Genomic DNA, 11,838 nt, shown 5'->3' with positions numbered 1-11,838 from the left:
GGTGTGCAGTGTGGCTCCCGAAAGTCCGTCTCGGTTGACGCAGGTCAAGTGCCCGCAGCGGCTGCTGGCTCATGCTGCCGATAACTCAGGAGCCTGCTGTGGCCCAGTATCACGCACGCCCTTTATCTATTCTGGAAGATGCCCTGCCATTTATCGCCATCCGGGAAAGCTGAATGAGGCACTCACTTAAGCCAGGGTGGCACAGATATGTAGTCACGCCAACCGACCAACGTTGGGGCCTGCAGTCAACACTTCACTTTAATGATAAGAAGAGACAGACAATGAATTTAAAAAAACACTTGGAAAACCGCTACAGGCTGCTCTCGATGGGACTGCACTGGTTCATGCTCTTCTTGCTGGCGGCGGTTTACATCTGCATGGAGGTCAGCGAGGCTTTTCCCAAGGGAAGCGACATACGAAGTGAGCTGAGGACCTGGCACTACATGCTGGGCCTGTCTGTATTTGTTCTCGCCTGGCTTCGCCTGGTGATTAATCTCTGGACTCGCTCCCCACCGGTCGCTCCAGCGCCGCCACTTTGGCAAAGCCAATTGGCCCGGCTGGTACAGGCAGGGCTTTATTTACTGATGATAGGGATGCCCCTGGCCGGGTGGCTGGTACTCAGTGCCCGTGGGCAACCCATTCCTTTTTTCGGGCTGCAATTGCCCGCGTTGATGGCCGGCAACAAGGATGCGGCGGACTGGATCAAGAAAGTCCACGAAGCGGGAGCGACTGTTGGGTATTTTCTGGTGGGCCTGCATGCAGTGGCTGCCCTGTATCACCACTACATACTGCGCGATAACACCCTGATACGCATGCTCCCGGGCCGCCGCTGATTCCCCCTTGCAACGAAAGACAAAGCATGAGACACATTGAACGGCACAGAACCTCACGCATCGGCTGGCTCCGCGCGTCCGTCCTGGGCGCCAATGACGGCATCGTATCCACCGCCAGCCTGATCGTGGGGGTCGCCGCCGCCAGCGCGACTCATGGCAATGTGCTGATGACGGGCGTGGCTGCCCTGGTGGCCGGCGCGATGTCGATGGCCGCGGGCGAATACGTGTCGGTGCATTCGCAATCCGATACCGAGAAGGCCGACCTGGCCCGGGAGCATGCCGAACTCGAGAAGGATCCCGCGGCCGAACATCACGAGCTGACGGCTATTTATGTCGCGCGCGGGCTGGACCTTGCGCTAGCCCGACAGGTTGCGGAGCAACTCATGGCCCATGACGCCCTGGGTTCGCATGCGCGCGACGAGCTGGGCATTTACGACGACATGGCCGCCCGGCCCCTACAGGCCGCGCTCGCGTCGGCAGCCAGCTTTGCGTGCGGCGCCCTCTTGCCGCTCGCCGTCGCCGCGGTGGCGCCCGGCGGCACGCTGATCTGGTGGGTGTCTGGAACCTCTCTGGTATTTCTGGCATCCCTGGGCGCGATGGCCGCGCGGGCGGGCGGCGCCGCAGTTCTGCCTGGCGCGTGGCGCGTGACTTTTTGGGGTGCACTGGCCATGGGCGTTACCGCGGGTGTAGGCGCGCTGTTTGGCGCTGTGGTTTAAGTCTGCTGGCGAACGGACACCTTTTGATGCCCATGCACAGTCACTCCATGAACTTACCCTCCACAAGGAGTGAGACCGACGTCGCGGAATTGGCCGGTTATCGGCATCCGCGCCCAGYGCCTGTCGGACTCAGCTTGTCTGGGCCGTCGCGGAGGATTCCCTGTGAGCGCTGAAGCCGCTCCGGACATCTTCYGGGCGGATACGCGTCGAATGCCGCCGGATGCGGTTCGTTGTTTCGATTTCAATCCGGGATAAATGTAAGGTCGATCAAAGATGCTCACACACGGCACCATCACCACTGACGGCATCGCGCATACCGGCGTCATCCGCGCGCATGAAGAAGCACATCGTTGGTCGCAGCCCGAGGCCATGGGCTTTCTCAAGATGCCGACACGATATCTTTTCTTTACCGGAAAAGGTGGGGTCGGCAAGACATCGCTGTCCACCGCCACGGCGCTGGCGCTGGCCGACGCGGGGAAAAAGGTTTTACTGGTCAGTACCGACGCGGCATCGAATCTCGACGAAATGCTGGGCATCGAGCTGCGCAACATCCCCACAGCGGTGCCCGGCGCTCCCGGGCTGTCGGTATTGAACATCGACCCGGACACGGCTGCAGAGTCCTACCGTCAGCGTGTGCTGACCCAGATGGACGCGCGGGCCAGCGAAGCGGAACTTTCAACGGTTCGTGAGCAGTTGTCAGGTGCCTGCACCACGGAAATCGCATCGTTCGATGAGTTCGCATCCCTGCTGTCCGACGATGCGGACCACTTCGACCATATCGTTTTTGACACGGCGCCGACGGGACACACCTTGCGCCTTCTTAGTCTGCCCAAGGCATGGAGCGGGTTTCTGGATGGCAACGACCGCGGTGCATCCTGTCTGGGCCCGCACTCGGGCCTGAAGATGCAGGAGGAGCGGTTCAAGGCGGCGCTAGAGGCTTTGGGCGACCCGGCTAAAACGACGGTGATTCTGGTTACCCGGCCGGACCGGGGCGCGATTGCGGAGGCGGCGCGCACCTCTGGGGAACTCCTGGCCTTGAGCCTGAACAACCAGCGGCTGGTGGTCAATGGCGAGTTTCACGCCAGCGATGCAGCCGATGCGGTGGCGGCGGCCATCGAGGCTGTCGGGCAGCAGGCCCTGGCAGAAATGCCCTCTTCCCTGCGTGCACTGCCGCAGGACAGAGTGCCCTTGAGGGTGTTCGACACCGTCGGCTTGCCGGCCCTGCGCGCGCTTCTTGCGGCAGACACCGGTCGCATGGCGGCCGGCAAGACGCTTGCGGCAGAGCCCGTCGGCCCTTTCCCGGGTCTGGACGCCCTGGCCGACGAACTGGTTGCGAGCGGACACGGGCTGATCATGGTCATGGGCAAGGGTGGCGTCGGCAAAACGACAGTAGCCGCCGCGCTGGCCCTTGGACTGGTCCAGCGCGGCAAAACCGTGCACCTGAGCACCACCGATCCTGCGGCCCACCTTGCGGGCACGATAGGGGGCGAAGTGCCGGGCCTGCGGGTGGACCGCATAGACCCCAAAGTCGAAACGCAGCGCTACATCGACAAGATCATGGCGGCCAGGTCACCCGGCCTGGATGCGCAGGAGCAGGCCCTGCTGTTGGAAGACCTCCAGTCGCCGTGCACAGAGGAAGTGGCCGTGTTTCACGCCTTCTCGCACGTTGTCAGTGAAGGACGCAGTGCCTTTGTGGTGCTGGACACCGCACCGACCGGCCATTCCCTGCTGCTGATGGACGCCACCGGCGCCTACCACCGGCAGATGATGCGGGAGTACGAAGGCCAGGGCGCAACGCGCGTTGTCACGCCATTGATGAGGCTGCAGGATGCGGCGTACACAAAAATCATTCTGGTGGCCCTGCCGGAGGTGACCCCGGTCTCACAGGCCGCCGCCCTGCAGGACGACCTGCGCCGCGCCGGCATCGAGCCCTATGCGTGGGTGCTCAACAAGAGCGTGCTGGCGGCCGGCACCACGGACCGCTTGCTGGCGGCGCGGCTTGCCGGTGAGCGCAAGCAGATGGATCGCATGGCCGGCGGACTGGCCAAACGGGTCTTCATATTGCCCTGGCTGATCCGTCCGCCGGTCGGCGTGGTGGAGTTGTCCAGACTTGTGGCGAAAAAGTGAAAAGGTTGATACATGACTGGAGTGAATCCCTCGGACTGCACCACGGGACTCAACACTGTCAGGTCCAACAACCGGAATCCTCGCGGCCATTTAAAACGGGCTCGATGCCTGCGGCCCAAGCACCCGCACCGCAAGACCGCCCAGCTCGGTCGAAGCTTCAACTTGCAGCCGCATCCCATGCACGGCCGCGACGCGCCGCACAATGGACCAGCCAAGGCCGCTACCGCTTTCGGTGTTGCCGGTCACCCGGAAAAACCGCTCACCCAGCCGCTGGAGTTCGCCTTCGGTCATGCCCGGGCCGCTGTCTTCCACACGCAAAACCACCCGTCCATCCTGCTGCTGAACCGACACTTTCACGCGCGCCATCCCAGGGCTGTATCTCACCGCGTTGTCTACAAGGTTGCGCACCAGCACGGTCAGCAGAATTTCGTCGCCCTGAAGATGGCAGGATTCCGCGGCGTCCAGCTCCAGCGTTTGGTTTTTACTGATGGCCTTGGGTGCCAGCTCTGCGACCACGCGCCGTACCAGTGCACTCATGTCCACGGGCGCAGACGCCGGCATTGCAACAGCGTCCAGCCTCGACAGGGTGAGCAACTGCTCCACAAGCCGGGCCGCCCGGTCGCAGCCCTCGAGCGTGTTGTGCAGCGCTTGCCTTCGCGGGCCTTCGGCGGTTTCGCCCAGCGCCACCTCGGCCTGTGCCCTGATGGCGGCAATCGGTGTGCGCAATTCATGGGCGGCATCGGCGGTAAAGCGCCGTTCAGACTCCAGCAGCGTCGCTATGCGCACAAACAGGGCGTTCAGGGCATCAACCATGGGCACCATCTCCGATGGCACGTCGTTCAGGGCAAGCGGCAGTACAGCCGCCGGTTGCCGCTCGGCCAGCGCGTGGCCCAGCCGGCGCATGGGTGCAACGCCGCGGTACACGGCCCACCACAGCGCCAGGGCAAGCAAAGGCAGAGCCAGCGCCATGGGCCACAGCGTGCTGCGCAGCACCGCCAGCAAGATGTCGTTGCGGGAGCCCGTTTGCTCCCCTACATACACCTGCACGTCGTCCTCTGCGCCATAGGTGGCAAACACCCGCCACGCTGAACCGGCCATCTGCACGGTGGTGAAGCCGGTTTTGAACTGTTTGCTGCGCTCGACCATGGGCGTGACAGGTGCGTTGGCAGAACGCAGCGTAAGCCGGTTCTCATGAAACACCTGGAACATCACTTTGGGCGCGTAGCGGTGCAGTGTGGGCGTATCAACGCCACGGTCGCCCTCCTCCAGCTCCTGTGCCTGCTGCACCACCAGCAGGGCGGCGGCCTGGGCCAGGTGGCCATCAAGCAACTCGTCAAGCTCATGGCTCACATCCAGCCATGTCAGCGCCGCGGTCGCCAGCCAGACCGTCAGCACCACGGAAAGCACCATGGCCGTCAGGCGGCCCTGCAGGGAGTGCGGCCGCGGAATCACGATTTCGGCGCGTCGCGTTGCAACATATAACCGACCCCACGCACCGTGTGGATCAGCTTGCTGCCCAGCTTGCGCCGCAGGTTGTGGACATGGACTTCCACGGCGTTGCTCTCCACCTCCTTGCCCCAGCTGTAGAGCTGCTGCTCAAGCTGTTCACGGGAAAGAACACGGTTGGCACTGAGCATGAGCGCCTGCAACAGGTCAAATTCGCGGGTAGACAGTGTGACGAACTGACCGGCCTGGTGCACGGAGCGGGCGGCCGGGTCGAGCACGACATCCTGCACACGCAGGCACTCCTGCGGTTGGCCGTGAGCACGGCGCACCAGTGCCCGCAGGCGGGCGGCCAGCTCCTGCATATCGACCGGCTTGACCACATAGTCGTCGGCCCCGACATCAAGCCCGCGTATGCGGTCCGGAACCGCGTCGCGGGCCGTCAGTACCAGCATGGGCGTCAAGAAGCCCGCCCGCCGAATAGCGCCCAGAACCTCCAGGCCGTCCTTGCGCGGTAATCCGAGGTCGAGCACGGCTGCGTCATAGACCTGTGCGCGCAACTCGCGTTCTGCGGCCGTACCATCGCGAACCCAGTCAACCTGAAAGCCAAGCTGCCTCAGGCCGGACTGCAGGCCGTCACCAAGCAGCATGTCGTCTTCAGCAAGCAGGATGCGCATGTGGCAATTCTCCCATTTGTTCCGGGGGCGCTCAGTCGTCGTCACCCTCCAGGCCGGCAGCTTTCGTCGCTGCCGCGGGCCGGTCCATCAGGCGGCCCGAGGGAGCGCCTTGCCATTGCAGCCACCAGAAGCCCAGCACCGCTACAAGCATCAGGATTGCCACGCTGAGCCAGGCCCGTGCAACTGCGTCCTGAGGGCGGCCGGTTTTGTAGCCGGTGACCATGGCCCAAACCAGGTTCTCACGGTGCAGCCAGCTGGCAGCCAGCACACCGGCAATGTGCAGCCCCACCACCGCCAGCATGGTGTTGGCGCCCAGCTCATGCAGGTCTTCCAGCCAGCCGCCGCCAAGGTCGTTGTAGGTGGCCCAGCCCGTCGCGGCGATGAGCGCGGCCAGCCCCAGGAGCGCCACGATGGCCATCGCGCCGGCCGGATTGTGTCCGATATGGTGCTCCGGCCGGCGACGCAGCAGGGCACGCAGGTAGCTTGCCACCGCGCGCGGGCCGCGCACAAAGCTGGAAAAGCGCGCGTAACGCGTGCCGACCAGACCCCAGAGCACACGAAAGATCACCAAACCCGCCATGGTGTAGCCCAGCATGACATGCAGCAGTCGCCAGCTTTCGCTTTCGGCGGTGATGTAGGCCCCCGTAAAACTGAGCACCAGCAACCAGTGGAAAACACGCACCGGCGCATCCCAGACAAGTACCCTGCCCCTACCTTGGGCCTGGGCGGGTATTTCAGCCGAAGGGGTTCCCGCCGTGTCAGCGGGGGATGCGGATGTCGCGCTCATTGAATTCTCCTTGGTCAGCTCGTGTATGGCAGGCGATRCAGTTGGCTGCGCTTTTGACCGCCGGCAGTTTCCAGGTGGCGGGTGCCACCTCATCGTGTTTGCGAATGAACCACGCGGAACGGGTGATGCGATCCTGCGGCGGCTCTTGTCTCACGCGTTTGTAGGTACCCGCGTGCGCGTCCAGCCAGACGGACAGCTCTTTGACCGTGGCCGCGTCCAGCGAAGCGTCGGTGCCGTAATGGTTCTTCAGGTTGCCCATCACGCGCTGCCACGACGCGGCTGGCAGCATGCCCGGCGGGTAAGCCACATGGCACGCCGCGCACTCCTGCTGGTACTTGGGCAGCAGCGGCACCAGACTCCCGCCATCGGCCAGCGCGGTGTGCGCCACGCCCACGGCAGCAAGCAGGCCGGCGCAGTATTTGTATAAGCGGGAACGAAGGCGGCGAACCATGATGTTTTCCTTTCCGGAGGGTGTGTTGCCCGCGTCAGGGCTTGAGCGTGAGCAGCCAGCTCAGCACATCGGCCTTTTCGGCTGCGCTGCATTCGCGGCCCAGCACGTCGTTGCAGTTGCGGCGAAACCATTTTTCGGTTTTCGCTGCATCCGTGAAACGCACAGGGTTGAAGGCCGGCGCCAACGGGCCAATCGACTTGCCGGTGGATGCATGTTTGCCGGCCTGCGTGGGCACAGCGCCATGGCAAGAGGCGCAGCTCCATTCGCGGCCCTGTCGTGTGGTAAACAACTGCTGGCCCCGGGCCGGCACGGCAGCCGCACCGGCCTGGGCGGTGTAGCCGCCCAACATCTCCGCCGGCGTGGCTGCCTGGGCAACCTGCGTATATACAGTGCCGGCGAGGCAGGCTGCGGCGATTGCGAGGTAGAGACTCCTGCAGCATGGGKGCGGCGACGAAAAGTTCATAGGGGACACCTCTTTCTTTGAATGACTTCATGATGCTGCGCCGTCCTTAGGGTTTTCTTAAGCGGGATACGCTGTGCCCGAAATTGCGGCCGCATGCGGCGCCAACCGTGTTTGATACGCCCGCTTGACCGGAATCAAACGGAGTTCCCGATCCCGGCCTATCCTCTTCCCATGCACACCGCAGACGATGCCCTTCTGCCCGCCCGTGAACTGGTTTATGCGCTGGCCGGTGTTCTGCACGCGCGGATCATGGAGACGCACATCTCCTGGGTGCTGCTCGCGCGGGACAGGGCCTACAAAATCAAAAAGCCGGTGCACCTTCCTTTCGTCAATTACGCCAGCCCGCAAGCCCGGCTGCGGTTCTGCGAAGAAGAGGTCCGCCTGAACCGGCGGCTCGCACCTTCGCTTTACCTGGGGGTCACCCGTATCACGGGAGCGCCGCATTCACCGGGGCTGGATGGCGAGGGGCCGGCGCTTGAATACGCGGTGCGCATGCGTCGCTTTGCGCCGGGCGCCCTGTTAAGCGAAAAAGCCGACGAGGGCGATCTGGGCGCGGGCGACATTGACGAACTCGCCGCGTTGCTTGCCAGCTTTCATGAAAGCGCACCGCGTGMGGAAACCGCCAGCGGTTTCGCAGGCGCACCGCAACGCCGGCAGGCGGCACTGGCCGCGCTCGAAGGCGCCCGGCCGCTTATGGACGAGGCTGCGCACGTCGCGCTCAAAGCCTGGCTCGAGACCGAGGCGACGGCCCTCGCCGCGCTGTGGACCGCGCGGCTGGCGGACGGCCGTGTGCGCGAATGCCACGGCGACCTGCACCTGGCCAATATCGTGAGCCTCGATGGCGGTGTTGCGGCCTTCGACTGCATCGAGTTCGACCCGGCGCTACGCTGGATCGACGTCCTTGACGACATCGCCTTCGTGGTGATGGATCTCTGGGCCCATCAGCGAAAAGACCTGTGTTTCCGTTTTCTCAATGCCTGGCTGGACCGGACGGGCGACCACGGCGGCCTGCCGGCGCTGCGCTTTGCCGTGATCTACCGGGCGCTGGTCCGGGCCCAGGTGGAGCAGCTGCGCGATGCCGGCGGCCCTGTCGCGCGCCGCTACCTGGATACCGCGCTTGCCTGGGCCGCGCCCGGAGATGCCCGCTCGAACGTCCGGCTCTTCATAACCCATGGTTTGCCGGGGTCCGGCAAAACTTTCACGTCGCAGCGCATCGTCGAGCGGGAATGCGCGATTCGCCTGCGCTCCGACGTTGAACGCAAACGCCTGCACGGCCTGGGCATGCTGGAGGATTCGCGCGCCAAAGGCCTGGATCTGTACCGGGCCGAGGCCGGGGCGCGCACCTACTCCCACCTTTTCGCCATGGCGCGCACGGCACTGCGCGCGGGGTACCCGGTGATACTCGACGCGGCCTTCCTGCGCCGCGCCGAACGCGAGGAGGCGCATGCGCTGGCGCTGGACATGCGGGTACCGTTTTGCATCGTGGACTGCGAAGCGCCCCTGGACGTGCTGCGCGCGCGCCTGCTGGCGCGCCGCGGCGATGCCTCCGAAGCCGATGCCGCCGTACTGGATGGTTTACGGAAAACGGCAGAACCACTGTCCGCGCGAGAGCACGCTTTCGTCCAGGCGCTCCCCGCCGGGTGACGCACCTGGCCCGAACTTGCGTTTTATCAAGGCTGAAGGCGCTTGCCGCACCTACAGTGGCAAGAAGGACTGCCATGCAAGAACCTCTCCACGCTGCTACCGCCAATCGCTTGCGCCTGCGCAGGCTGGGCATAGACACCTACCAGGAACCGGTGCTGTACATGCACCGCGACTGCCCCGTCTGCCGTTCGGAAGGTTTCGAAGCACAGTCGCGGGTGGAACTGCGGCTGGACGGCCGCACCATCGTCGCGACGCTCAACGTAGTCAGCGGCGATTTCCTGCCGCCGGATGAAGCTGGCCTTTCCGAGGCTGCCTGGCGCCTGCTTGACGCGCGGCCGGGCGCGGAGGTTTCCCTGCATCATCCCGCGCCGCTTGAATCGCTGGGCCACGTGCGCGCCAAGGTCTACGGAAAGCGCCTGGGCCAGGCGGCCATCGACGCGGTGATCGGGGACGTGGCGGCAGGCCGCTATTCGGACCTGCAGCTCGCGGCCTTCGTCACCGCTTGCGCGGGCGATCACCTGGACATGGACGAGACCATCGCGCTTACGCGCGCCATGGTCAATGTCGGCGAGCGCATGCAGTGGGGCGAAGGACCGGTCATGGACAAGCATTGCGTGGGCGGCCTGCCAGGCAACCGGACCACCATGGTCATCGTGCCCATCATCGCGGCTTGCGGGCTGCGCATGCCCAAAACTTCGTCGCGCGCCATCACCTCGCCCGCCGGCACGGCCGACACCATGGAGACACTGGCGCCGGTGGACCTGGACGTGGCGCAGATACGACGCGTGGTCGAGCGCACCGGCGGCTGCATCGCCTGGGGCGGCGCCGTGCGGCTCAGCCCCGCCGACGATGTTCTGATCCGTGTCGAGCGTCCCCTGGACCTCGACAGCCAGGGGCAGCTTGTCGCATCGATACTTTCAAAAAAGGCGGCGGCCGGCGCCACGCACGTGCTGATCGACATGCCCGTCGGCCTGACCGCCAAAGTCCGCAGCGCGCATGCCGCAAATCAGCTCGCGCGGCAGCTGGAGCAGGTCGGCCAGGCGCTGGGCCTGCGCATGCGCGTGTTACAGACCGACGGCGTCGCGCCTGTGGGCCGCGGCATCGGTCCCGCCCTCGAAGCGCGCGACGTGCTGGCGGTGCTGCGCCGAGAGGACAGCGCGCCGGCCGATCTCGCGCAGCGCTCCCTGCACCTGGCAGGGCAGATTCTTGAATTCGGCGGCGCTGCGCCGGTCGGCGGCGGCATCGCGCTGGCCACCGCCGTGCTGGAGGACGGGCGCGCCTGGAAGAAATTCCAGGAAATATGCGAAGCGCAGGGTGGCCTGCGCGAACCCCCGGTCGCCGCCTGCCGGCAGCCCGTGCCTTCGCCGCGCGCCGGCACCGTGATCGCCATCGACAACCGGCGTCTGGCCCGCATCGCCAAACTCGCGGGAGCGCCCACCTCGGCCTGCGCCGGAATCGACATGAACGTGCAACTGGGCGCGGTCGTGGAGCGCGGCCAGCCCTTGTTCACGCTGCACGCCGCCTCACCGGGCGAATTGGCCTACGCACTGGAATACGCCACCACGCAGGCCGAGGCCGTGCATGTGATGGAGGACGCGCGATGAAGCGCGAACCGATGGTGGTCCTCGCCCTGCCCGGCGGCGCGCCGCTGGCCACGGCGCTCGCGCGCAGCCTGCGCTGCGGCTGGAGCGAACTGGCGCTGCACCACTTTCCCGACGGCGAAACCGGCGTGCGCATAGACGCCGAGGTCAAGGGCTGCCGCGTCATGCTGGCCGGCAGCCTGGACCAGCCGGACGCCAAGACCCTGCCTCTGATTTTTGCGGCGGACGCGGCGCGCGAACTGGGCGCCTCGCAGGTCGGCCTGGTGGCGCCCTACCTGGCCTATATGCGGCAGGACAAGCGCTTTCATCCCGGCGAAGCCGTCACCTCGCGCAGCTATGCCCGGCTGCTGTCCGCGTCGCTGGACTTCCTGGTGACCGTTGACCCGCACCTGCACCGCGTGCACGGGCTGGACGAGATCTATTCCATCCGGACGCAGGTGGTACCGGCCGCCCCCACGATTGCCCGCTGGCTGAGCGGTCACGTCGCATCACCCTGGCTGATCGGGCCCGACCAGGAAAGCGCACAGTGGGTCGCCGAAGTGGCCAGGCTGGCCAACGCCCCCTGGACCGTGCTGCGCAAAACGCGGCGCGGCGACCGGGACGTGGGCGTCAGGCTGGCAAGCCCCGAACGTTGGCCGGGGCGCGTGCCGGTGCTGCTTGACGACATCATTTCCACGGGCGAAACCATGCTCGCCGCGACACGCCTGCTGGTCAAAGCCGGGCTGGGCGCCCCCCTGTGCATCGCCGTGCACGCGCTGTTTGACGCGCAGGCCCATCGCCGCCTGCTCGAAGGCGGCGTGTCACGCGTGCTGACATGCGACACGGTTACCCACCCCTCCAACGCCATCCGCATGACGCCCCTGCTGGCCCGTGCCGTGCGCCAGCTCAGCGCGACCGCGGACGCAGGAATCCGTCCGAACTGAAGCCCTTGGCCCCACCAACACCCCAGGAGACATCACATGACAACCATGAGCAAAATCGCCCTCGGCCTGATGGGCAGGCTGCGGCCTCTGCCCGCGCTGGGCGGCGCGGCCGCCGTGATCACCCTGCTGCCGCCCGACAGGCAGGGCGGCCTRCCGCTGATGGAGGCCCTGGC

The 11,838-nt window shown here is 65.5% G+C and carries 11 protein-coding genes; 6 read left to right on the top strand and 5 right to left on the bottom strand.

Translation table 11 applies throughout. The features are described 5' to 3' along the window. The first annotated feature begins 281 nt into the window (after positions 1-281). From AC1D1X_RS06200 to arsA, 3 genes are all read left to right on the top strand, one after another. Positions 282-833 carry a cytochrome b gene (locus AC1D1X_RS06200; RefSeq protein WP_477669569.1) on the top strand — a complete coding sequence of 184 codons (552 nt, stop codon included), beginning with the start codon at positions 282-284 and terminating at the stop codon, positions 831-833. A 26-nt stretch (positions 834-859) separates the two neighbouring features. Further along, on the top strand, positions 860-1,549 hold the full coding sequence (locus AC1D1X_RS06195) for a VIT1/CCC1 transporter family protein (RefSeq protein WP_477669570.1): 690 nt from the start codon (positions 860-862) through the stop codon (positions 1,547-1,549). A gap of 369 nt (positions 1,550-1,918) precedes the next feature. Then, positions 1,919-3,676, top strand: a complete 1,758-nt coding sequence (gene arsA / locus AC1D1X_RS06190; RefSeq protein ID WP_477669627.1) for an arsenical pump-driving ATPase — start codon at positions 1,919-1,921, stop codon at positions 3,674-3,676. 90 nt (positions 3,677-3,766) lie between these two features. Here the strand turns inward: arsA and AC1D1X_RS06185 are convergent, their stop codons facing one another. The 5 genes from AC1D1X_RS06185 to AC1D1X_RS06165 are packed head-to-tail and all read right to left on the bottom strand — an operon-like array spanning position 3,767 to position 7,497. Beyond that, the gene (locus tag AC1D1X_RS06185) at positions 3,767-5,125 is read right to left on the bottom strand and encodes an ATP-binding protein (protein ID WP_477669628.1); all 1,359 of its coding nucleotides are present in this window, start codon (positions 5,123-5,125) and stop codon (positions 3,767-3,769) included. Next, entirely contained in the window at positions 5,125-5,796 is a 672-nt protein-coding gene (locus AC1D1X_RS06180) for a response regulator (protein WP_477669571.1), read from the bottom strand. Before AC1D1X_RS06180 ends, AC1D1X_RS06185 begins: the two co-directional genes overlap by 1 nt. Before the next feature lie 31 nt (positions 5,797-5,827). Beyond that, entirely contained in the window at positions 5,828-6,583 is a 756-nt protein-coding gene (locus AC1D1X_RS06175; RefSeq protein ID WP_477669572.1) for a cytochrome b/b6 domain-containing protein, read from the bottom strand. Beyond that, positions 6,555-7,034, bottom strand: a complete 480-nt coding sequence (locus tag AC1D1X_RS06170; protein WP_477669573.1) for a diheme cytochrome c — start codon at positions 7,032-7,034, stop codon at positions 6,555-6,557. Before AC1D1X_RS06170 ends, AC1D1X_RS06175 begins: the two co-directional genes overlap by 29 nt. Positions 7,035-7,068: 34 nt before the next feature. Beyond that, positions 7,069-7,497, bottom strand: coding sequence for a DUF1924 domain-containing protein (locus tag AC1D1X_RS06165; protein ID WP_477697982.1), 429 nt, complete (start codon positions 7,495-7,497; stop codon positions 7,069-7,071). A 171-nt stretch (positions 7,498-7,668) separates the two neighbouring features. Here AC1D1X_RS06165 and AC1D1X_RS06160 point away from each other — a divergent pair, with 171 nt between their 5' ends. The 3 genes from AC1D1X_RS06160 to AC1D1X_RS06150 all read left to right on the top strand — a co-directional run bounded on the left by AC1D1X_RS06160 (position 7,669) and on the right by AC1D1X_RS06150 (position 11,665). Then, complete coding sequence (locus AC1D1X_RS06160; protein WP_477697981.1) at positions 7,669-9,141, top strand: bifunctional aminoglycoside phosphotransferase/ATP-binding protein; 1,473 nt, start codon at positions 7,669-7,671, stop codon at positions 9,139-9,141. A gap of 74 nt (positions 9,142-9,215) precedes the next feature. Beyond that, positions 9,216-10,745 carry a thymidine phosphorylase family protein gene (locus tag AC1D1X_RS06155; protein WP_477669576.1) on the top strand — a complete coding sequence of 510 codons (1,530 nt, stop codon included), beginning with the start codon at positions 9,216-9,218 and terminating at the stop codon, positions 10,743-10,745. Further along, positions 10,742-11,665, top strand: coding sequence for a ribose-phosphate pyrophosphokinase (locus tag AC1D1X_RS06150; protein ID WP_477669577.1), 924 nt, complete (start codon positions 10,742-10,744; stop codon positions 11,663-11,665). Before AC1D1X_RS06155 ends, AC1D1X_RS06150 begins: the two co-directional genes overlap by 4 nt. Positions 11,666-11,838: the final 173 nt, after the last annotated feature.

Source organism: Polaromonas sp. P1_G4, assembly GCF_056405475.1.
The sequence above is the reverse complement of the archived record's forward strand: the minus strand, read 5'-3'. Positions and strand labels throughout refer to the sequence as shown.

Bases quoted from the DNA above. Each gene is read 5' to 3' on its own strand.
- AC1D1X_RS06200 (WP_477669569.1), top strand. From the start codon at position 282: ATGAATTTAAAAAAACACTTGGAAAACCGCTACAGGCTGCTCTCGATG.
- AC1D1X_RS06195 (WP_477669570.1), top strand. From the start codon at position 860: ATGAGACACATTGAACGGCACAGAACCTCACGCATCGGCTGGCTCCGC.
- arsA (WP_477669627.1), top strand. From the start codon at position 1,919: ATGGGCTTTCTCAAGATGCCGACACGATATCTTTTCTTTACCGGAAAA.
- AC1D1X_RS06180 (WP_477669571.1), bottom strand. From the start codon at position 5,796: ATGCGCATCCTGCTTGCTGAAGACGACATGCTGCTTGGTGACGGCCTG.
- AC1D1X_RS06175 (WP_477669572.1), bottom strand. From the start codon at position 6,583: ATGAGCGCGACATCCGCATCCCCCGCTGACACGGCGGGAACCCCTTCG.
- AC1D1X_RS06155 (WP_477669576.1), top strand. From the start codon at position 9,216: ATGCAAGAACCTCTCCACGCTGCTACCGCCAATCGCTTGCGCCTGCGC.
- AC1D1X_RS06150 (WP_477669577.1), top strand. From the start codon at position 10,742: ATGAAGCGCGAACCGATGGTGGTCCTCGCCCTGCCCGGCGGCGCGCCG.